Here is a 20,945-nt window from a genome sequence, read left to right as displayed (position 1 = left end):
ATGTATGATGTAGCAGCGCTTGGAGAACTTTTGATCGATTTTACAGAAAGTGGAAAAAGTGAGCAGGGGAATCAGCTTCTGGAAGTAAATCCGGGCGGCGCCCCGTGCAATGTATTGGCAATGTTAAATAATCTTGGGAAGAAGGTTGCTTTTATAGGGAAAGTTGGGCAGGATATGTTCGGAACTCTGCTGAAACATACATTGGATGAAGTAGGAATCTGTTCTAAAAATCTTCGGATGGACCCGGAAGTGCGGACTACACTGGCATTTGTGCATACGTTGCCGGATGGGGACCGGGAGTTTTCTTTTTATCGGAACCCCGGAGCAGATATGATGCTGAGGGAAGAAGAGGTGGATCTAGAACTGATCCGAAATACAAAAATCTTTCACTTTGGAACACTCTCTATGACACATGAAGGTGTGAGAAATGCAACGAAAAAAGCAATCTGTTGCGCCAAAGAGGCCGGGGCGATGATTTCTTTTGACCCGAATTTGAGGGAACCACTCTGGGAATCTTTGGACTTGGCAAAAGAGCAGATGGAGTATGGGTTTAGACAATGTGATATCCTGAAAATATCTGATAATGAGATTCAATTCGTCACAGGACAGGAAGACTACGATAAGGGAATCCGTATGCTACAAGAAAAATATCACATTCCTTTAATTCTTCTTACGATGGGGAAAGAAGGAAGCCGTGCATACTATAAGGAAATGTGCGTAGAAAAGGCGGGATTTTGTGTAGAAGCCATTGAGACAACAGGAGCAGGTGATACGTTCTGTGGCTGTGCGTTAGGATACCTGTTGGAACACAATCTAGAGCAGTTGTCAAAAGAAGATTTAGAGGAACTGCTGACATTTGCAAACGCAGGGGCGGCGCTGATTACTTTAAAAAAAGGAGCGATCCGCTCGATGCCGAAGAAAGAAGAAATCAGAAAATTTCTGGAAGATCAAAAAATTGACTTTTAGTTATTGGTGTGTTACTATTTTCTAGAAAAGTAAATAGCCGGGGAGCTTGTAGACAGGCTGAGAGGAAGGTGTGAACTTCGACCCTGATACCTGATTTGGATAATGCCAACGTAGGAAAGAATTGATTTTAAGAAGTTTGACGGAGTACCAATTGAGGTACTCTGTTTTTTTATTCTATTTTATTGCATAGGAAATTTCTGATAAATGCTATGGAGTAAAAACCAGAGTCCTATGAAAAAATGCTCCGCCCAGGCATAATCCTTGAAATCCTTTTGGAATTCTGTCATAAAAAAATTCCGGCACAGAGCAAATGAAAAATATTCTGCCGCAGGCAGAAGAAAGAAGAGGTACATCATATGTCAGAAAAATACTACACACAGATGGAAGCAGCAAGAAAGGGAATCATCACAGAGGAGATGCGGGCAGTTGCGCGGAAGGAATACCGCACAGAGGAGGAAATCCGGGATCTGGTGGCGAAAGGACAGGTGGCGATCTGCGCCAACAAAAGGCATAAATGCCTGGATCCAAATGGAGTAGGATCTATGCTTCGTACGAAGATCAATGTAAATCTGGGAGTGTCAAAAGATTGCAAAGATTATGAGGTTGAGATGGAAAAAGTCATGGCGGCGGTAAATATGGGAGCAGAGGCAATTATGGACCTTTCTTCGCATGGGAATACGCAGCCATTTCGAAGAAAACTGACACAAGAATGTCCGGCGATGATCGGAACTGTTCCGGTTTATGATAGTGTGATTCATTATAAGAGAGATCTTGCCACACTGACAGCAAAAGATTTTATTGATGTAGTAAGACTCCACGCAGAGGATGGAGTGGATTTTGTCACACTGCACTGTGGAATTACAAGAAAGACAATTGAACAGATCAAGAAGCATAAAAGAAAAATGAATATTGTATCCAGAGGTGGATCGCTTGTGTTTGCGTGGATGAGTATGACCGGAAATGAAAATCCATTTTACGAATACTTTGATGAGATCCTTGAAATCTGCCGGGAATATGATGTCACAATTTCTCTTGGGGATGCATGCCGTCCGGGCTGCCTGGCCGATGCGAGTGACGTGTGTCAGATTGAAGAGTTGGTGCGCTTGGGAGAGTTGACAAAACGTGCATGGGCAAAAGATGTGCAGGTGATGGTAGAAGGCCCGGGGCATATGCCATTGGATCAGATTGAAGCAAATATGAAATTGCAGCAGACAATCTGCATGGGTGCTCCGTTTTATGTACTGGGACCGATCGTGACTGATATTGCACCGGGATATGACCATATTACAGCGGCGATCGGAGGTGCAGTAGCAGCTTCAGCAGGTGCAGCATTTCTCTGCTATGTGACACCGGCAGAACATCTGGCGCTTCCGAATGTAGAAGATGTTAAACAGGGGATCATCGCTTCCAGAATTGCAGCGCATGCCGCAGATATTGCAAAGCATGTTCCGCACGCAAGAGATATCGATGATCGTATGGCGGATGCCAGAAGAACTTTTGATTGGGAGGAGCAGTGGAAGTGCTCTATGGATCCGGAAACGGCAAAACAGATTCGGGAAGACCGCAAACCGGAAATTGAGGAGAGTTGCTCCATGTGTGGAAAATTCTGTGCGGTCAGAAGTATGAATAAGGCATTGAATGGAGAGTATATCGATATTCTGTAATAAAAATTCAGAACAGTGAAAAATGATGGAATACTTAAATACAAGTGCATAAACTGTATGAAAAAATGGCTGGAAAATATAAAAATATTGTATTTTTCGTACAAACACCGTATAATAAACCTACTAGCACAGATTGCAGGAAAGTGTGATAAGGAGGAAGAAAACGATGTATAGAATCTCTAATTTTACGAATAATGATGATATTAAAGTGTTAAACTCTCTTGGTCCGTTTACTGTCATAGAATATCAGCGTGATTTAAGTGTGATGCCGCACAATGCTGCGTTGGCCTATTTCTGTAATGAGATGAATGTGAGAAAGCGTCAGGTTATCTGTGATGTTAATCAGGCAAATATCACACTTCAGGCAGGAGCAATGCAGTGGACCGTAGGTAATGTCAATGCGACAACGGGAGTAAAAGGTGTGGGCGATTTCTTCGGGAAAGCAGTCAGAGGAAAAGCAACCGGGGAATCGGCGATCAAGCCGGAATATACCGGAAACGGAATTCTTGTGTTGGAACCGACTTATAAGCACATCCTACTGGTAGATTTAAAAGATTGGAATGGTTCCATCGTGCTGGATGACGGATTGTTCCTGGCATGTGATGCCAGATTGAAGCACAAAGCAGTGATGCGCTCCAATCTTTCTTCTGCTGTTGCAGGAAATGAAGGGCTGTTCAATCTTGGAGCGGTAGGAGAGGGTGTGCTTTGTTTGGAAGCACCTTGTCCGAAAGAGGAGCTTGTGGAGATCACTCTTCAGGATGATGTATTGAAAGTAGATGGCAATATGGCGATCGCATGGAGCGGCAGCTTAAGTTTTACTGTAGAACGGTCAGGAAAGACACTGATAGGTTCGGCAGCTTCGGGGGAAGGACTTGTCAATGTGTACCGTGGAACCGGAAAGGTTCTCCTGGCTCCAGTGTTGGATGGAGCAGTATAGAGTAGCCAGCTTTGCATAGTATTAGAAAATCTATATTAGGAAAAAGAAAAATGAAATTTGTGTAAAATATACAAGAAATATGTAGCATTTTTGTATAATATAATGGTATAATCAGTTGCGCAAAAGCTTTATGCAGAGAGGAGAATGTTATTTATATGGTAGATTTAAAAGCAAGACCGTATTATCTGTCAGAGGAAGACTGTCAATGGGTAAAAGATACAATTGCAAATATGAGCCCGGAAGAAAAAGTAGGACAGTTATTCTTTCAGCTGACAGCTTCACACGATGAAGAATATTTAAAAGAATTAATGGAAAAATATCACCTTGGTGGATGCCGTTACAATCCGGCTCCGGGAAAGGCGATTCAGGAACAGAATCGGATCCTTCAGAAATATGCAAAGGTTCCGGTATTTATCGCATGCAACACAGAAGCCGGAGGAGACGGCGCATGTGCAGATGGAACACATATTGGAGCTGGTGTGAAGATCGCAGCTACAGATAAGGAAGAGTATGCATTTGCATTAGGAAAGATGGCAAATGAACAGGCAGCGGCAATCGGATGTAACATGGCATTTGCACCGGTGGCAGATATTCTTTACAACTGGGAGAATACAGAGATTGTGACACGTGCATTCGGTGGAGATGCAGAACGTGTAGCAACTATGAGCAAAGCATATTTAAATGGAGCACATACGATTCCGGGATTTGCATGCGCAGCGAAACATTTTCCGGGAAATGGACAAGACTTCAGAGATGCACACATTGCAAACAATGTAAACTATTTTGATGTGGAAAAATGGGATGAGACTTACGGACATGTTTACCGTACATTGATTGAGAATGATCTGGATGCGATCATGGGAGGACACATCATGCTTCCTTCTTATGCAAAAGCCATTAATCCTGAGTTAAAGGACGAAGATATGATGCCGGCGACATTAAGTCCGGAGATCATGACAGGTCTTTTGAGAGACAGACTTGGATTCAACGGTATGGTCGTGACAGATGCTTCCCATATGGTAGCGATGACAGACCGGATGAAGCGTTCAGAGATGCTTCCGGCAAGTATCAATGCAGGTTGTGATATGTTCTTATTCTTCAATGATCCAGAGGAAGATTTTGCTACAATGCTTGGTGCATACAAGACAGGAATCATCAGTGAAGAGAGAATGACAGAAGCATTGACACGTATTTTAGGACTCAAAGCACATCTGGGTCTGAATAAGAAGAGCAAAGAAGAACTGGTTCCACAGCCAGAGACTGTAGAGGAAGTGCTTCAGAGAGAAGAATACAAGGCAATGCAGAAATCAATCAGCGAAGACTGTATCACGCTTGTAAAATATAAAGACAAAGACGTGCTCCCTATGACACCAGATCGTTATAAGAGAATTATGATCGTGCATATCAAAGGCGCAGAGAACAGTATGTCAGCGCTGATGAAAATGCTTGGAGGCGGAAAAGGAAATCCGGCAGAAGCGTTAAAAGAAAAGTTATGTGCAAAAGGATTTGATGCATTTATCTATGAAAGTCCGCTTGATGTCATGAAGAAACAGATTGAAGCCGGGGAAAAGCCAGACTTAAATATTTACTTTGCAGGAAAGAATGCCATTGCAGATTTCGTATCCGATATGGATCTTGTAATCACGCTCTGTGATGTGCCGAACGGAAGACCAAGCTTTGGTATGTCAAAGGGAGGCGGAGAGATTCCGTGGTATGTATTTGAAGTTCCGGTTGCTGTTGTCGGATGTGGACAGCCGACAATGCTTGCAGATATCCCGCAGGCACGGACCTATATCAACACTTACGATTCCAAAGATACAACACTGGATGCGTTGGTTGAGAATCTTATGAATGGAGAAGAAGCATTCAAAGGAACAGATCCGATTGACAGTTTCTGCGGATTATTTGATGCAAGACTATAAGAAGGAAGAAAAAAGATTCACACAAGATGTGGATCTTTTTTCTGTATGTGTGAGAAAAGCGTGGTAAAAATCCGAAAGATAAAATCGGGAAGAGATTTCAATAAGAACTAGAAAAATGATGAAAAGGCAGAGGAAAAGCGGTATAATAAACTGGAAGCTTAAAATAGCAGATTGTGAGAATGATGGAGGAAAAAATGGAATATAAAATATACCGCATAGCGGACCGTACACAGATCGATCAATGCGAACTGTTCGCAATCGATCAATATTTGTGGAACAGTTTACAGACGCCGAAAGCATATGGCAGAGCCGGATATATCGATGGACAGGGAATTTATGTGGAGATGACCTGTGAAGAGTGTGATCCGAAGCGACTTTGCAACAAAGATAAAGAACTCGTCTATAAGGATAGCGCACTGGAAGCTTTTTTTGCATTCCCGGAGGGAGAGATGAGCATAGAGAAACAGTGTATTTATATAAATTTTGAGATGAATGCCAACGGAGCACTGTATGCGGAGAAAGGATATACAAGAGAGAATCGGACATTAATTTCAGATGTGTATTATCAAGAGGCAGATTGTCGGGCAAAAATAGAATCAGATCGGTGGTGTGTATCTGTTTTGATCCCGGAAGCACTGCTTGGGGAAATTACTTCTCTTGAGAAGCTAAAAGCGGGACAAAGATTTTACTGCAATTTTTATAAAATATCAGAGGACGACAAGATCCAGCATTTTGGATGTTACAGTCCGATTGAGAGCGAAGAACCAAATTTTCATCTTCCAATCTGTTTTGCAAAGGCGGTGATTGCAGATGTATAATGAACTGACAAAAAATGATATCAAGAAAATGCGCGAAGAGATTGAATACCGGAAGATTGTGCTTCGAAAAGAGCTGCTGGAAGATGTCAAAGAAGCGAGGGCACATGGGGACTTGAGTGAAAATTTTGAATATCATGCCGCTAAGAAAGAGAAAAACAAAAATGAGAGCAGAATTCGGTATTTGGAACGGATGATCAAGACTGCAAAGATTGTATCCGACGAGTCAAAAGAAGATGAAGTGGGATTAAACAACACCGTGCACCTTTATTTTGAAGAAGATGATGAGGTGGAAGTATTCAAACTGGTGACAACCGTGCGGGGAAATTCCTTAAAAGGGCTTATTAGCACAGAATCCCCGATTGGAAAAGCGATTCTTGGGAAAAAAGTAGGGGATAGAGTTTTCATCCGGGTATCTGGAGATGCCGGATATTATGTGGTGGTCAAAGAAATAGAAAATACAGTTGATGACGGCAGTGATCAGCTTCGCAGTTATTAAAAATAAAACAGCAGAATGAGAACTGCCATGTATGAAAAGAGTTATGTTCATTTTTTTTTAAGAATTTTTCGCTTTCTTTTAGAAAACAATCATACTTTGGACACATTTTCCTTTTATACTAAGAGTTAGATAGTTGATTAAGTAATCACTATCTCCCCCCTCTTAAAGTAGAGCGTTGAAGATAAGACGCATACTTTACTCTCATTCCTTTAGATAACTATAAAACAACGAAACCCGTTAGCCCTTGTGGTTAGCGGGTTTTCGCTGTTCACAGGTACTTGCTATTTACAGTTAGGGACCTTTCGGGCACCCTTGACGTACTTTATTTAGTCACCTAAAATATTTTTTCTCTTTATCAAATATTATCCTTGTTATCAGCTAATCCCTTTGGTAGAATAAGACAAGGCACTACATGAGAATGGCAGGCGGTTAGTCCTTCGACAGAGGGACTGAACCCTCTGATTACATAGAAATCTTGCTTGCAGGAAATCTGGGAAAGGAGGGCTTAACTTATGAGTGATTTTGAACTCCTATCCATCGTACTAATGATACTGAGTATTGTTGTAACGATTCTGATAGCATATATAAATCAATCAAAAAAGTAACCGCCCCTCGCCCAAGGAATGCGGTTACTTTTTTAAGTAATTAAATAATTGGGGCTAACCAACTATCAGTAGTGCCTTATTTATATCTATAATATACCATCCATTAAGCACATTGTAAACATGTAACTTTGTAAATATGTAAACATTCCAAACCGTTCTCGGTCAAATTTGGGTCAAATCCTCATAAAAATATATTACAGCCGGGATTTTACTAAAGGAGCATGGACGACAAGATAAAATAGAAATTTTTTAATTCTTTTGCGCACTGATTTTGATAAAAAGATAGGGACTGTAAAAAACTACCCTAATAGAAAAAATCGCTCAGACCTTATGGCCTGGGCGATTTTTTGTATAATGAATTATGCTACTAAATCAAAATACTAATGATAATTATACAGCTTGAAAATTATTAATTCTCTGAAACCATTTTTTTTGCAAAAACTTTTTCGCTGATCCAGTTGTATCCGCTTTCAAAAATATTGTGGAAGAGCAGTCCGTACACAGAACCGAATGCGTTTGTGAGCACACGGAGGATGATTGCTCCTGCAACTCCGAAGGAACTCATGGCGATTGACAGCGCTCCGAAAGAGTTAAATACTGCCTGCCATCCATAGGTTGCAGATAGTCCGACTCCGATTCCACCGATCATACCGATATAGCCATAACAGCTTTCAGGAAGCAGATAGTAGAGGCAGAGGAAACAGAGCCCTCCGAGAATATTTCCGGGTGCACGGTATTTGACACGCTCGATCAGATCCTTTTTAAATGGAAGCAGAACGGACATCGTTGCGATCCCGACCCACATCACTCTCGGAAGATGGATCAGAGACGCGAACAGCATTGCGGTAGAAACACCAAGTGTCAGGCGGATCTGCCACCGTGTACGCATAGAGTGAATGTCAAATTCCTGGAAAATATGTCGGATCGTACGTTTGTAATGGACTTTCCGGTGGTTTCTCCAGAGGATAAAGCAGGTTGCAAAAGCTCCGACAGAAAGTCCGGCAAGACGCAAAAGGTAAGAATTTCCGGTAGTATCATATCCCTGAAGGAGCAGGTAGCCGAGAACGAATGTAGAATGATTGGACATAATTACATTGTGACAGCCAAGAGACATCAGGGCGCCGATGCAGACTACATTGATCAAAAATGCCGGGAATGGTCCGACCATGTTCGAGATTCTTGGTCCAAATGCAAGGATTCCGTAAATGATAGCAAGTAGTAGAACTCCGTGAGAGTTCTTGATGCCAAGGTCTGCGTTGCGGAAGACCATCACGGCGAGCAGAACAACGACGCCTACGATACTGTTTTCTTCTCCGAATACTTTTGTATAGATTGTGACAAATACAACACAGAATGCTACTGTCAGTAAAATCTTAAACAGGTAGATACAAATGTGTTTCCACTTTTCTTTTGGATCTTTGATATTTCGGATCAGTGCTTTTGAACCGGCTTGATTTAGTTGTAGTTCTTGATAAAAAGTCAATAGAAATCCCTCCTAGTGTTCGATGTCTTGCAGGACATCGTTTGTTTCGTGAATCAGTTCCATCAGTTTCAAAAATTGTGCCTCTCCTAGTCTGCGCCGCATTGTGTAAATCGGTGAGAGATAATAGTTGTAAGTCTCCTCCAATGCTTTTTGCCCTCTTTCTGTGATCGAGAGGTGATAACTTCTCCTATCTGTCAGGCTTGGCTCTTTTGTAAGTAGTTCTTTTTTTACCAAATGTTCGATCAGACGGCTGACTGCAGATTTGCCAAGTCCCATACAACTGCATAGTTCATGAGGTGTCAGTGGCACATCAGACAGTGAGATGCGGGACAGAAGATCAAGTTCCTGGGAAGTTGAGATACTCCCTTTTTCGGTGCGCCGTACATTTCTACTGCAAAACTGACGCAGGTTCTGCATGTAGTTCATCATTTCAATCCAGTCGTAATCCATCACGGTTCTCCATTTCTATAAGTCTGTACAAAATATGTCAGTATCGATTACAAACAATCAAAAATAGTTTACAAAGTGAACTACTTATAGTGTAGGGCGAAAAACTTTAATTGTCAATAGATAAAAAAACGTGCTATAATCAGAAAGATACAAGTTGAGAAGGATTTTCAAAATAGGTTCATGCCAGATTTTTGGTCTGGTATCAGAAGAATGGGAGGAGAATCGAAATGAACTTATTCATAGACGTGTTGATGGATGCAGCGATAGACAGTGTAAGGATACTTCCGTTTTTATTTGCGGCATTTTGCCTGCTGGAGGCGATGGAAAGGCATGCGGGGAATTTTAGCCAGCGGGTACTGACTGGTATCAGAGGCGCAGGGCCTCTTCTGGGAGCGGTACTTGGATGTGTCCCGCAGTGTGGATTTTCCGTGCTTGCAGCAAATTTGTTTTCCGGGGGAATGATTTCTGCAGGAACATTGCTTGCCGTTTTTCTGTCGACTTCGGATGAGGCAATTCTGATGATCATGGGTCAGCCGGAAAGTGCGGGTGTCGTAGGAAAATTATTATTGGTAAAAGTCGTGATCGCAGTGCTTGCGGGATATCTGATAGATTTTTGCTTTCCGAAACTTTTTTCTGAGAAAAAGGAAATTCACGATCTGTGTGAGAAAGAATCTTGTGGTTGTGGACATTCTCATGGGGTAATCCTGCCGGCATGGAATCATACTTTGAAACTGTTTATCTATATTTTCCTCTTCTCTGCCTGCCTGAATCTGGTTCTGGAAGTGGCGGGAATCGGAAAGGTGGAAAGCCTTTTCTGGAGTGGTTCGGTGTTTCAGCCAATTTTGACGGCTTTGATCGGGTTTGTTCCGAATTGTGCTGCATCCGTCCTTCTGACTGAGTTGTATATCAAAGGCGTGATCAGCTTTGCGGCGGCAGTGGCAGGACTTTGTACGAGCGCAGGAGTCGGACTGGTTGTACTGTGGAGAGTAAATCGGAATCGGAAGGAAAATCTGAAGATGATGGGAGTGCTTTATGGAGTCGCTGTTGTGGCAGGAATTATTTTATACTGGGTATAGGGAAGTGTTTGTTAATTAAAAAACTATTCGGAAATTAAAAGGAAATTTTAAAATATAGATTGTATTGTTAGAAAATAAGTGCTAAAATAAGAACAGCTAATGTACAGAAAGGTGTGCAGTTTCAAATACAAAGTACACAAAAACTGGCATGAAATTTTGAAGAGAAGATGGAGGAAACTGGTATGTTACAAGGAAAAGTTGCAGTCATTACAGGGGGAACAAGAGGAATCGGATATGCGACTGTAAAGAAATTTTTAGAAAATGGAGCAAAGGTTGCAATGCTTGGATCTAGAGAGGAGACGGTTCAGAAGGCACTTGCTTCGCTGAAGGAGGAAAATCCAGAGTATCCGGTTGTAGGATATTGGCCGAATCTGACTAAACACGAAGAAGTGAAAGAAGTGTTTGAGAAAGTGAAAGAAGAGTTTGGATCTCTGGATGTTCTTGTGAATAATGCAGGAATTTCTGCAAGAGATCCGCTGTATGACTATGATCCGGCGGCATTTGAGAAGATTATGGATCTAAATGTCAATGCAGTGTTTAACTGCTCTCAGGTAGCTGCATGCATCATGAAAGAGCAGGGAGGCGGTGTGATCTTGAACACAAGTTCCATGGTAAGTATTTATGGACAGCCAGCAGGATGTGGATATCCGACATCGAAATTTGCAGTAAACGGAATGACAAAATCTCTGGCAAGAGAACTTGGAAAGGACAATATCCGTGTCAATGCAGTGGCACCGGGTGTGATCCGCACAGATATGGTAGCAGCACTTCCAGAGTCTGTAATTCAGCCTTTGATCAATACGATTCCACTTCGCCGTGTCGGAGAACCGGAAGATATCGCAAATGCATTTGTATTTCTTGCAAGTGACATGGCAAGTTATATCACAGGTGTTGTTCTGTCAGTAGATGGTGCGACAATGAGCTAAAAAGAATAGACTGCCGGAAGCATCTCACGAAGAAGCACGGCAGTCTTATTTTTTTGTTCTATAAAAATTTTCCGAGAATTTGTGTAAATAAAAAGCAGAACCTATAACCGGGCGTTATTAAGACTTATTAGTAAAATATACTGGTCAACAGTCCGACATGTGGTCTATAATAAAATGGAAAAAACGGTCAACAATGAACAGAGATAAAGGAGAATCATTCATGGAAATGTTATCAATTGAAAAAGAATTGCAGGGAAACGCATATCCGGGAAGAGGAATCATCATCGGAAAGACACCGGATGGGAAAAAGGCAGTCACTGCATATTTTATTATGGGAAGAAGCGAGAACAGCAGAAACCGTGTATTTGTAGAAGAAGGACAGGGGATTCGCACACAGGCATTTGACCCTTCAAAATTAACAGATCCAAGTTTAATTATCTATGCGCCAGTGCGGGTACTTGGCAATAAGACGATCGTGACAAACGGAGATCAGACAGACACGATTTATGAGGGAATGGACAAGCAGCTCACTTTTGAGCAGTCACTTCGCAGCAGAGAATTTGAACCGGATGCTCCAAACTATACACCTCGTATTTCAGGGATCATGCATATTGAAAATGGAACATACAACTATGCGATGTCTATTTTAAAGAGCAATAACGGAAACCCGGACGCATGCAACCGCTATACATTTGCATATCAGAATCCGGTAGCCGGAGAGGGACATTTTATCCATACTTACAAATGTGATGGCAATCCACTTCCAAGTTTTGAAGGAGAACCAAAACTGATCTCAATCCCAGACGATATGGAACAGTTTACAGAGATGCTCTGGAATAGCTTGAATGAAGAAAATAAAGTATCGCTGTTTGTACGCTATATCGATATTGAGACAGGAAACTATGAGACAAAGATTGTAAATAAAAATAAATAAGATGAGGAGAATCAGATCATGAGAGAGTTAGAATTAAAGTATGGATGTAATCCAAATCAGAAGCCTTCCAGAATTTATATGGAAGAGGGAGAACTTCCGATTAAGGTGTTATGTGGGAAACCGGGATATATTAACTTTCTGGATGCATTTAATGGCTGGCAGCTTGTAAGAGAATTAAAGAGAGCGACAGGACTTCCGGCAGCAACTTCTTTCAAACATGTTTCTCCGGCAGGTGCAGCAGTCGGACTTCCAATGGACGACACACTGGCAAAGATTTACTGGGTAGACGATATGGGAGAGTTATCTCCGTTAGCATGTGCTTATGCAAGAGCAAGAGGTGCAGACAGAATGTCTTCGTTCGGTGATTTTATCTCTCTGTCAGATGTCTGTGATGTTGCAACTGCAAAGCTGATCAAGAGAGAAGTGTCTGATGGTGTGATCGCACCGGGATATGAGCCAGAGGCACTGGAACTTTTAAAACAGAAGAAAAAAGGAAATTATGCGATCATCGAAATTGATCCGAATTATGAGCCAGATCCGATTGAGCACAAAGAAGTATTCGGAATCACATTTGAGCAGGGGAGAAATGAATTGGTGATCAATGATGAATTACTTTCCAATATTGTGACAGAAAATAAAGAACTTCCAGAGCAGGCAAAGATCGATCTCGCAATTGCTCTGATCACACTGAAATATACACAGTCAAACTCTGTATGCTATGCAAAAGGTGGGCAGGCTATCGGAATAGGCGCAGGACAGCAGTCCAGAATCCACTGTACCCGTCTGGCAGGTCAGAAGGCAGATAATTGGTGGTTACGTCAGTCTCCGCAGGTACTCGGGCTTCAGTTCGTGGACAGCATCGGAAGAGCAGACCGAGACAATTCCATCGATCTCTACATTGGAGATGAGTATGAGGATGTGCTTGCAGAGGGAACATGGCAGAATATCTTCAAAGTAAAACCACCGGTATTTACCCGCGAAGAAAAGCGTGCATGGTTAGACCAACTGACAGATGTTGCCCTTGGTTCAGATGCATTCTTCCCATTCGGGGATAATATTGAGCGTGCGCATAAGAGTGGTGTTAAATACATTGCACAGCCAGGTGGATCTGTGAGAGATGACAATGTGATCGCTACTTGCAATAAATACAATATGACGATGGCATTTACTGGAATCCGTCTGTTCCACCACTAAGAAATAATCCAAAAGTAAAACTTCTATAAAATCTAAATAAAAAACTAGAATTCTAGTTGCAGAACCTCCTGAAAAGAGATATAATCAAAGCCAGATTATTTCAATTACAGGAGGTTTTATTTATCATGGACGCAGGCGACCCTGACGGGAACAGTATTTTATTTCAACTATTATTTCTTGCATTTCTTACTTTGGTGAATGCTTTCTTTGCGGGAGCAGAGATGGCAGTGGTGTCAGTCAATAAGAATCGGATCAAGGTTCTGGCAGATGAGGGAAGTAAGAGAGCAGCTCTGCTTCAGACATTGTTTGAAGACTCTACAAAGTTTCTATCAACGATACAGGTGGCAATCACACTGGCGGGATTTTTCTCAAGTGCTTCTGCAGCAACTGGTATTTCACAGGTGCTAGGCGGATGGATCGCACAGTTCGGGATTCCGTACAGCAATACGATCGCTGTTGTAGTCGTTACGATTATCTTATCTTATTTTACCCTCGTGTTTGGTGAATTGGTGCCGAAGAGAATTGCGCTTCAGAAAGCGGAGGCATTCAGTTTATTTGTTGTGCAGCCGATTTATATTATTTCAAAGATTTTATCACCGTTTATTAAGTTGTTATCACTGTCTACGAATGGATTTTTACATCTGATCGGAATGAAGACTGAGAATCTCGAGGAAGCAGTTTCAGAAGAAGAGATTAAAAAGATGTTAGAGACCGGAAGCGAGAATGGTGTGTTTAACGAGATTGAAAAGGAAATGATCAATTCGATTTTTTCTTTTGATGATAAGACAGCGAAAGATGTGATGGTGCCTCGAAGAGAAGTATTTGCAATTGACATCGAGGAGCCGTTAGAGAAGATTCTGGATGAGATCCTCGAGACAAGGCATTCAAGAATTCCTGTCTATGAAGAACAGATCGATAATATTATCGGGATTCTTCAAGTAAAAGATGTGATGATTGAAGCGAGAAAGAAGTCCTTTGAGGAAGTGGACATCCGAGCTCTTTTGAAAGAAGCGTTCTTTGTGCCGGATGGAAAGAGCACCGATGAGCTTTTTCGTGAGATGCAGAAGACGAAGAATCGTATGGCAGTATTGATCGATGAGTACGGTGGTGTATCGGGAATTCTTACGGTGGAGGACCTTGTGGAGGAAGTAATGGGAGAAATCACCGATGAGCATGAGGAAGAAGTTGTAGAACTTCAGAAAATCGGGGAGAAGGAATATTTACTGGATGGTTCGATTCTGATCGAAGAGCTGAATGAAAAATTAAACCTGAAGCTGGAGACAGAAAATTATGATACACTTTCCGGGTATTTGATTGAAGAGCTGGGATACATTCCAAAAGATTCCGGACAATGCGAACTGGACGCAGATGGAGTGCATTTTAAAATTTTGGAAGTGAAAGAAAAGAGAATCCGAAAAGTATGGATGAAGATACCGGAACAGGCAGAGAGATAAAAGAGTAAAATAATTCACCAAACTCTTGACAAAGAGCAAAAAATACCTGAACAGGCAGATCTAAATAGATAGATTGCTGTTCAGGTATTTTGTTATAGTTGTCTTACTGTGCAGCAGTTCCGCTGTCGTCTGTGGTAGTCTCTGGTTCTGTTGTACCGGAGTTGTCTGTGTCGTTTGAAGCAGATCCGTCTGTACTGTCAGTAGTATTTGTATTGTCAGTTCCGTCTGAGAGATCAGAGTTTGTAGTTGCTCCATCTTTATCAGATTCTGGATTTGCTGTCTGATCTGTTGTTCCGTTATCAGATTTGTTTTCATCCTCTTTTTTGTCTTTCTCATCGGTTCCGTCTGTGTGGTTCAAGATTTTTTCCTTGAGATCATTGATAAAGGAAAAATCATATCCGACATAAGTACCGTAAATAAAAGCGCCTCCACCTGCAAGTACCAGAATTAAAAGGAAGATTAAAAACGGTTTTAAGCACCCGCCTTTTTTCTTTTTAGAAACAACACGCTTCTCTGTGGATTTTACTTTATCCGGTTGAATGTAGTCGTAATCGTCATCATCAAAATCAAAGTCATCCTCACGGTAACGCTTCTTTGCAGGCTTTTCAGTCTGGCGGGAGCGGGAAGCATCAGATTTTTTCTTCGGAGAAGATGCTTTCTCAGATTTTGGTGCGGACTTTTTCTTCGGACGGTCGGAAGAAGTTGATGAGGACGCACGGGAAATAGCACTCTGGGAAGGGATCTCCTGAGTTCTTGCTGAGACATGTACTGGAGCCGTAGTATCTTTTGTGGCAGCAGATCTGGAAGCTTCCTCTCTTTGTGCTGCTTCCCTTTTTGCATCTGCAAGTTGTTCGGCTTCTTTTCGCTCCTTGGCAGCTTTTTTTAATTTATCAATATTGACCTTTGTCTTGCAGTGGTAGCAAAAGGCATATAAGTTATAGACAGGATTGCCGGCGGAATCTTTTCCGACCTCAATCTCTTTTAGTTTCATTTCTTCATGACATTTGTTACATTTCATTATAAAACACCCCTTAATTCTTTTGTGTATATTTTCATATACGATATTGAAAGTTTATACCTCTTCTATCATACATGAAAATCAGTGATTTGTATAGACTTGTTCTTGTGAATTTTCCGTGATAACCGGAAAATATTTTAGGAGTCGTCAGAAAAATATTTTTGCGGGAATTGAAAAAAATGGTTGTATATTTGTGAGAAAGTCTATATAATGTAAAAGAATAAAAAGCAGATTGTACAAAAAAAGCGGATAATAGAACAAACTTGCAATAAAGGAGAGGAAACATGGGAAAATATTTTGGAACAGACGGATTTCGTGGTGAGGCAAATAAGGTTCTGACAGTAGAACATGCATTTAAAGTTGGAAGATTTCTTGGATGGTATTATGGAAAGGATCATAAGGCGAAGGTTGTGATCGGGAAGGATACAAGACGTAGCAGTTATATGTTTGAGTATGCGCTCGTTGCAGGGCTGACAGCATCCGGGGCGGATGTCTATCTTCTTCATGTGACAACGACACCAAGTGTCTCTTATGTGGCGAGAACGGAAGATTTTGATTGTGGAATTATGATTTCGGCAAGTCACAATCCATTTTATGACAATGGAATTAAAGTGATCAACGGTATGGGACACAAGTTGGAGGCAGAAGTTGAAGCACAGATTGAGGCATACATCGATGGGGAACTGGAGGAACTCCCGCTTGCGGAAAAAGAAAAGATCGGAAGAACTGTGGATCATGCAGCAGGAAGAAACCGCTATATCGGACATTTGATTTCACTTGCGACGCGATCTTTCAAAGATAAGAGAGTCGGTCTGGACTGTTCCAACGGAAGTGCTTCGGCTATCGCAAAGAGTGTGTACGATGCGCTGGGAGCAAAGACTTATGTGATCAACAATGAGCCAGACGGAACAAACATCAATACGAACTGCGGGTCTACCCATATTGAAGTGCTTCAGCAGTTTGTGAAAGAGAAGAAACTTGATATTGCATTTGCATATGATGGAGATGCAGACCGCTGTATCGCTGTCGATGAAAATGGAAATGTTGTAGACGGAGATCTGATCCTCTATGTCTGTGGAAAATATTTAAAAGAGCAGGGAAGATTAAATGGCGATACAATCGTGACGACGATCATGTCTAATCTCGGACTTTACAAAGCATGTGACAAAGCCGGAATCCGCTATGAGAAAACAGCGGTAGGAGATAAGTATGTCTATGAAAACATGCTTCAGAATAACTATTCGCTTGGAGGAGAACAGTCCGGGCATATTATTTTCAGTAAATATGCAACGACCGGGGACGGAATTCTTACCTCTTTGCTTTTGATGGAAGTTGTCATGGAGAAAAAACAGTCTCTCGGGAAACTTGTGGAGGAAGTGAAGATCTATCCGCAGCTTCTGAAAAATGTCAGAGTGGCAGATAAAAAGGAAGCGAGAGAGAATCCGGCTGTTGTAAAAGCGGTGGAAGAAGTGGCAGAAACACTTGGAGATGACGGACGGATACTTGTAAGAGAGAGTGGGACAGAGCCGGTTATCCGTGTGATGGTTGAAGCCGCGACCGATGAACTCTGCAAAGAGTGTGTCGATAAGGTTATCGATGTCATGGCAGAAGAAGGGCTGGTGCTTTCTTAAAATAGAATAAAATAAAGGCTTACCAAAGCTGCTGAAAGATCAGTGTTAGATGTTTCAGCAGCTTTTGTGTAAGCCTTTTCGTTTGCAAATTTCTTATTGAGATACACCTGTTTGTCTAAATGCCATAGGTTCCTGACAGAAAGTTATTTCTGGAAGAACTGATAAGGAACCCAAGGGCATTTTTCAGCAACTTCCTGGTTATACTGTTCCAGATCTTTCATCTGGCTGACAATATGTGGAAGGTCCAGAAGTTCTACAGTTTTTTCGATGATTTCTACTCCTTCTTGTGCAAGTGCTTCACGGGATGCTTCGTCCGGAATTGCAGTTGTGCTCATGTGGTCTTCTTTTTCTCCGAAGTAGTAACCGATCGAAGCACTCTGGTAAGCGAGTCCGAAGATGTCGTCAAACTTTTTGCAGGACTGTGGCTTGCTGTGTGCATACTTTGTTGTGAGCGGAACGTCTTCCAGACGGTTCATGATCTTGTATGCTCCGGTTGTGATTGCATGGAAGCTGTCCATGGATTTGAAAAGATCAGATGCATTTTTCAACATCTGCATCGTCAGATCCATGTAGAGGATCGGAACGCCTGTCTCGTCAAAGAAATCGCGGACCATCGGACTGCATGTCATATGTGCAGGACCATGGAAGCTGATATAGATCTGGCGTTTGAAGCCGAGACGTAACAGGTTCTTTGCGATTGCTGTCAGGTAGTCAATCCCTTCGCGGATGCTCACCTGAACTGTTCCACGACCGCTAGCAGTTGCTCCGGCATAGAAATATGGAAGTCCGGTCAGGACAAGACCGTCACATGCTTCTGCCATTTTGAGAGCATAAGCTTCGCTGATGGTTGTCTCGGAGTCAAGTGGAAATCCACCGTGCATTTCTACAGTTCCGACCGGAACGATAATGATATCATTCCGTGATAAATATTCTTCTACTTCATCATTTAACATCTTTGGTAATATTCTTGTACGCATATCTGTTTCCTCCATTTCTAATGCAGCCCGAAGAGGGATTCTGCATTTTGATAAGCGATTTTTCTGTAAACCTCTTCTTTTAATTTACCACACTGGTACATTTCCTCCAACCATTTTCCGAGAGGAAATTCCATATCGACGTTGACCATGTCTGTCGCGAACATCAGGCGGTCACAGTATTTCTCAAGGAAAGAAAGACCGAAGGTCTCGTCGCGCATAATTGCGCAGCCACCGCTGTTGGCGGACAAGTCTCCGTACAAGTTTGGGTAGGTATCGAAAAGGTAAGAAAGTCTTCCGCCAGGGGCTACTTCTCCTTTGCCCCACTCCATACGGGAGGAGAGATCTCCGGAGGCATCGCCACTGATCTCATGCCAGAATGGCTGGCTGTGGCCGATGAATTTCAGATTTGGATATTTTTTCAGACTTTCTTCTAAAAGGGGAAGTCCGGCATCATCGACAATGCCATATTCATATCCGACTTCCGGACTCATGTGAAATAGAACCGGAAGGGAAAGTGTTTCTGCAGCAGCAAAAATTTCCTGGATCATAGGATCATCAATGCTGCGGTTGATCATTAGTTCTCCAATACCGACAGCGCCCTGATTTTTATAAGTTTCAAGCCGCTCAAAAATATTTTCCGGTACATCATCGAGATTGCACATCCAGAAATAAATTCCCGGAAATGCCTCTGCAATTTGTCTGCACTCGTCATTGCTTCCAAAAGGAACCGCAGAGTTCCCTTCTCCAGAGGACATTAAGATTCCTTTTTCAATGGAAAGCTCCCGAAGATGCGGGAGCATATGTTCTGCGCTTGACACAAACATGTGCTCAGTCTTCGGGTGCTGTTCAAAGGTGAGGTGCAGATGGATATCTGTCTTTTTCATAAAAGATTACCCTCTTTCTTTTTGGCTTCTTCTTTCAGCAAGTTCAGCATACATCTGATTTGTCTGTTTATGGTTCAGGTTGAAGATCAGTCCGATACCGATCAGTTCCAGAACACAAGTTGCAACCGGGATCAATGTTACCAGATTGTAGATACCGTCGATGGTTGCTGCAGACTGTGTTACGTTTGTACCTGCAACGTAGCCGATTGCACTAAGGGCGAAAGAAATACCGGAAGAAGCAATTGTAGAACCGATCTTACGGCTGAATGTGTAGATGGAGTACATAGATCCATCGCTTCTTTCGTGAAGTTTCCATTCACTGTAATCGAGACAGTCTGTGACAAGTGCCCAGATTAAGATTGTAAAGATTGTCTGTCCGATCATTGCAAGGATGCTTAATACAGTGAATACGTAAACATTTTCGATTTTAATCATAAATGTGATCACACTAAATATCGTACTGCTGATGATACCTGCCATTAATGTTGCTTTCTTTCCAAATTTTGCAACAAGCTTTGGAACAAGCGGGAAGCATACAATGATGATCGGTAGGCTGGAAAGACTTAATAATGTCATTACGGAAGTATTGTGATAGTATTCCTTGAACAGGTAGCTGCGGACTTGTCCGGAACCTGTGATAAAGAGCATACTTCCGACAGTTGCCACCATGACACCGATCAGAGGACGATTCTTTACAACTGCTTTTAAGACATTTTTGTAGTTGAATTTTTCCTTCTGGCTGTTTTCAGACTGTCTGACACGCTCTATAGTCAGTTTTGTCAGTAAGACGTAGCATACGATACAGAGCACGCCGAAGAGAACAGCAAGCATTGTAAAACGTTCCGGGATAATATTACTGTTCTTGTCAAAGCAGATAACCGGAACAAAGGAAAGAGCTACCATACCTACTAAAGTTCCACCGATACTTCTTGCACGGGAAAGCTTGCTTCGATCGATAGGGTCTGTGCTGACAACACTTGCCATCGCACCGAATGGCATGGAAGTTCCTGTATAGCTCATTCCATAGAGGACATATGCAAATGCAACATATGCATGGAGTGCAACACCTTCCAGTGGAACATTCATGAAACAGAGGATACCGGAAAGTGCAAGAGGTACCATAAAGATTTTAATCCACGGTTTGAATTTGTCACCGGATTTTCCAATCATCCAGCGATCCGGGAAAGATCCCATAATCGGATCGTTGATCGCATCCCAAAGTCTTGCAAAGAGGAATAAAGATCCCATCCATGCAGGGCTGATTCCGAGTACATACGTACAGAATGTCAGGAAGTAAGCATCGATAAATAAGTTGACGAAGCTTCCTGCCATATCACCGAATACATAGCCCAGTTCATCTTTTTTCCCAAAAGGGCGAATTTTTTTGTCTGTCATAACTTTTTCTCCTTGTTGTGTAGTTTATTTCGGTGCTTACTATCATACTTCTTTAAATTTGCAATTTGAATTGCATAATTAGCATAAAACATTGCAAAAATAATACATTTTCTGC

At 42.0% G+C, this 20,945-nt stretch carries 18 protein-coding genes and 1 riboswitch; of the genes, 12 read left to right on the top strand and 6 right to left on the bottom strand.

Annotated elements, in window-relative coordinates:
- The 6 genes from EDD74_RS00680 (at position 1) to EDD74_RS00655 (ending at position 6,803) form a co-directional block, all read left to right on the top strand.
- Positions 1-966, top strand: a complete 966-nt coding sequence (locus EDD74_RS00680) for a PfkB family carbohydrate kinase (protein ID WP_116441153.1) — start codon at positions 1-3, stop codon at positions 964-966.
- Between the two features lie 28 nt (positions 967-994).
- A riboswitch (TPP riboswitch) is annotated at positions 995-1,100 on the top strand.
- 222 nt (positions 1,101-1,322) lie between these two features.
- Complete coding sequence (gene thiC / locus EDD74_RS00675; RefSeq protein WP_016439849.1) at positions 1,323-2,630, top strand: phosphomethylpyrimidine synthase ThiC; 1,308 nt, start codon at positions 1,323-1,325, stop codon at positions 2,628-2,630.
- Between the two features lie 166 nt (positions 2,631-2,796).
- Positions 2,797-3,567 carry an AIM24 family protein gene (locus tag EDD74_RS00670; RefSeq protein ID WP_116441154.1) on the top strand — a complete coding sequence of 257 codons (771 nt, stop codon included), beginning with the start codon at positions 2,797-2,799 and terminating at the stop codon, positions 3,565-3,567.
- A 155-nt stretch (positions 3,568-3,722) separates the two neighbouring features.
- The gene (locus tag EDD74_RS00665; protein WP_116441155.1) at positions 3,723-5,489 is read left to right on the top strand and encodes a glycoside hydrolase family 3 protein; all 1,767 of its coding nucleotides are present in this window, start codon (positions 3,723-3,725) and stop codon (positions 5,487-5,489) included.
- Between the two features lie 194 nt (positions 5,490-5,683).
- Positions 5,684-6,307, top strand: coding sequence for a carbohydrate-binding family 9-like protein (locus EDD74_RS00660; RefSeq protein ID WP_116441400.1), 624 nt, complete (start codon positions 5,684-5,686; stop codon positions 6,305-6,307).
- Positions 6,300-6,803: a GreA/GreB family elongation factor gene (locus EDD74_RS00655; protein WP_016441506.1), complete on the top strand. Its 504-nt coding sequence runs from the start codon at positions 6,300-6,302 to the stop codon at positions 6,801-6,803. The genes EDD74_RS00660 and EDD74_RS00655 overlap by 8 nt, the downstream gene beginning before the upstream one ends.
- Before the next feature lie 1,014 nt (positions 6,804-7,817).
- On the opposite strand, the gene EDD74_RS00650 is transcribed toward EDD74_RS00655, so the two are convergent.
- Together EDD74_RS00650 and EDD74_RS00645 are read right to left on the bottom strand one after the other, a co-directional pair.
- The gene (locus EDD74_RS00650) at positions 7,818-8,891 is read right to left on the bottom strand and encodes an FUSC family protein (RefSeq protein ID WP_116441156.1); all 1,074 of its coding nucleotides are present in this window, start codon (positions 8,889-8,891) and stop codon (positions 7,818-7,820) included.
- 12 nt (positions 8,892-8,903) lie between these two features.
- A complete protein-coding gene (locus tag EDD74_RS00645; RefSeq protein WP_008977469.1) occupies positions 8,904-9,341 on the bottom strand; it encodes a MarR family winged helix-turn-helix transcriptional regulator in 438 nt (145 codons plus the stop codon).
- A gap of 227 nt (positions 9,342-9,568) precedes the next feature.
- Between EDD74_RS00645 and EDD74_RS00640 the strand changes: the two genes are divergently transcribed.
- From EDD74_RS00640 to EDD74_RS00620, 5 genes are all read left to right on the top strand, one after another.
- Complete coding sequence (locus tag EDD74_RS00640; protein WP_116441157.1) at positions 9,569-10,417, top strand: putative manganese transporter; 849 nt, start codon at positions 9,569-9,571, stop codon at positions 10,415-10,417.
- A gap of 182 nt (positions 10,418-10,599) precedes the next feature.
- Positions 10,600-11,343, top strand: a complete 744-nt coding sequence (locus EDD74_RS00635; protein WP_008977467.1) for an SDR family NAD(P)-dependent oxidoreductase — start codon at positions 10,600-10,602, stop codon at positions 11,341-11,343.
- Positions 11,344-11,563: 220 nt separating this feature from the next.
- Complete coding sequence (locus EDD74_RS00630; RefSeq protein ID WP_008977466.1) at positions 11,564-12,277, top strand: IMP cyclohydrolase; 714 nt, start codon at positions 11,564-11,566, stop codon at positions 12,275-12,277.
- A gap of 18 nt (positions 12,278-12,295) precedes the next feature.
- Positions 12,296-13,471, top strand: coding sequence for a phosphoribosylaminoimidazolecarboxamide formyltransferase (locus EDD74_RS00625; RefSeq protein ID WP_008977465.1), 1,176 nt, complete (start codon positions 12,296-12,298; stop codon positions 13,469-13,471).
- 125 nt (positions 13,472-13,596) lie between these two features.
- Positions 13,597-14,925, top strand: a complete 1,329-nt coding sequence (locus tag EDD74_RS00620; protein WP_008977464.1) for a hemolysin family protein — start codon at positions 13,597-13,599, stop codon at positions 14,923-14,925.
- A 103-nt stretch (positions 14,926-15,028) separates the two neighbouring features.
- Here EDD74_RS00620 and EDD74_RS00615 read toward each other — a convergent pair whose 3' ends face one another.
- A complete protein-coding gene (locus EDD74_RS00615; RefSeq protein ID WP_116441158.1) occupies positions 15,029-15,943 on the bottom strand; it encodes a hypothetical protein in 915 nt (304 codons plus the stop codon).
- 284 nt (positions 15,944-16,227) lie between these two features.
- Here EDD74_RS00615 and glmM point away from each other — a divergent pair, with 284 nt between their 5' ends.
- Positions 16,228-17,574 (top strand): phosphoglucosamine mutase, encoded by a 1,347-nt coding sequence (gene glmM / locus EDD74_RS00610; protein WP_016441489.1) that lies wholly within the window; start codon positions 16,228-16,230, stop codon positions 17,572-17,574.
- A gap of 143 nt (positions 17,575-17,717) precedes the next feature.
- On the opposite strand, the gene EDD74_RS00605 is transcribed toward glmM, so the two are convergent.
- From EDD74_RS00605 to EDD74_RS00595, 3 genes are read right to left on the bottom strand one after another with little or no spacing between them, the layout of a single operon-like run.
- Positions 17,718-18,551 carry a creatininase family protein gene (locus EDD74_RS00605; RefSeq protein ID WP_009263647.1) on the bottom strand — a complete coding sequence of 278 codons (834 nt, stop codon included), beginning with the start codon at positions 18,549-18,551 and terminating at the stop codon, positions 17,718-17,720.
- 17 nt (positions 18,552-18,568) lie between these two features.
- Positions 18,569-19,435 carry an amidohydrolase family protein gene (locus EDD74_RS00600; RefSeq protein ID WP_009263646.1) on the bottom strand — a complete coding sequence of 289 codons (867 nt, stop codon included), beginning with the start codon at positions 19,433-19,435 and terminating at the stop codon, positions 18,569-18,571.
- Positions 19,436-19,441: 6 nt separating this feature from the next.
- Positions 19,442-20,830 (bottom strand): MFS transporter, encoded by a 1,389-nt coding sequence (locus EDD74_RS00595; RefSeq protein WP_016439841.1) that lies wholly within the window; start codon positions 20,828-20,830, stop codon positions 19,442-19,444.
- Positions 20,831-20,945 lie beyond the last annotated feature (115 nt).

The sequence above is a fragment of the Faecalimonas umbilicata genome (genome assembly GCF_004346095.1).
In the GTDB taxonomy this organism is placed as follows: domain Bacteria; phylum Bacillota; class Clostridia; order Lachnospirales; family Lachnospiraceae; genus Faecalimonas; species Faecalimonas umbilicata.
This window is presented reverse-complemented; position numbering and strand designations above follow the sequence as displayed.

Coding starts and splice junctions, on each gene's coding strand:
- EDD74_RS00625 (WP_008977465.1), top strand. CDS start 12,296: ATGAGAGAGTTAGAATTAAAGTATGGATGTAATCCAAATCAGAAGCCT.
- EDD74_RS00655 (WP_016441506.1), top strand. CDS start 6,300: ATGTATAATGAACTGACAAAAAATGATATCAAGAAAATGCGCGAAGAG.
- EDD74_RS00595 (WP_016439841.1), bottom strand. CDS start 20,830: ATGACAGACAAAAAAATTCGCCCTTTTGGGAAAAAAGATGAACTGGGC.
- EDD74_RS00645 (WP_008977469.1), bottom strand. CDS start 9,341: ATGGATTACGACTGGATTGAAATGATGAACTACATGCAGAACCTGCGT.
- glmM (WP_016441489.1), top strand. CDS start 16,228: ATGGGAAAATATTTTGGAACAGACGGATTTCGTGGTGAGGCAAATAAG.
- EDD74_RS00615 (WP_116441158.1), bottom strand. CDS start 15,943: ATGAAATGTAACAAATGTCATGAAGAAATGAAACTAAAAGAGATTGAG.
- thiC (WP_016439849.1), top strand. CDS start 1,323: ATGTCAGAAAAATACTACACACAGATGGAAGCAGCAAGAAAGGGAATC.
- EDD74_RS00620 (WP_008977464.1), top strand. CDS start 13,597: ATGGACGCAGGCGACCCTGACGGGAACAGTATTTTATTTCAACTATTA.
- EDD74_RS00635 (WP_008977467.1), top strand. CDS start 10,600: ATGTTACAAGGAAAAGTTGCAGTCATTACAGGGGGAACAAGAGGAATC.
- EDD74_RS00660 (WP_116441400.1), top strand. CDS start 5,684: ATGGAATATAAAATATACCGCATAGCGGACCGTACACAGATCGATCAA.
- EDD74_RS00670 (WP_116441154.1), top strand. CDS start 2,797: ATGTATAGAATCTCTAATTTTACGAATAATGATGATATTAAAGTGTTA.
- EDD74_RS00680 (WP_116441153.1), top strand. CDS start 1: ATGTATGATGTAGCAGCGCTTGGAGAACTTTTGATCGATTTTACAGAA.
- EDD74_RS00600 (WP_009263646.1), bottom strand. CDS start 19,435: ATGAAAAAGACAGATATCCATCTGCACCTCACCTTTGAACAGCACCCG.
- EDD74_RS00605 (WP_009263647.1), bottom strand. CDS start 18,551: ATGCGTACAAGAATATTACCAAAGATGTTAAATGATGAAGTAGAAGAA.
- EDD74_RS00640 (WP_116441157.1), top strand. CDS start 9,569: ATGAACTTATTCATAGACGTGTTGATGGATGCAGCGATAGACAGTGTA.
- EDD74_RS00630 (WP_008977466.1), top strand. CDS start 11,564: ATGGAAATGTTATCAATTGAAAAAGAATTGCAGGGAAACGCATATCCG.
- EDD74_RS00665 (WP_116441155.1), top strand. CDS start 3,723: ATGGTAGATTTAAAAGCAAGACCGTATTATCTGTCAGAGGAAGACTGT.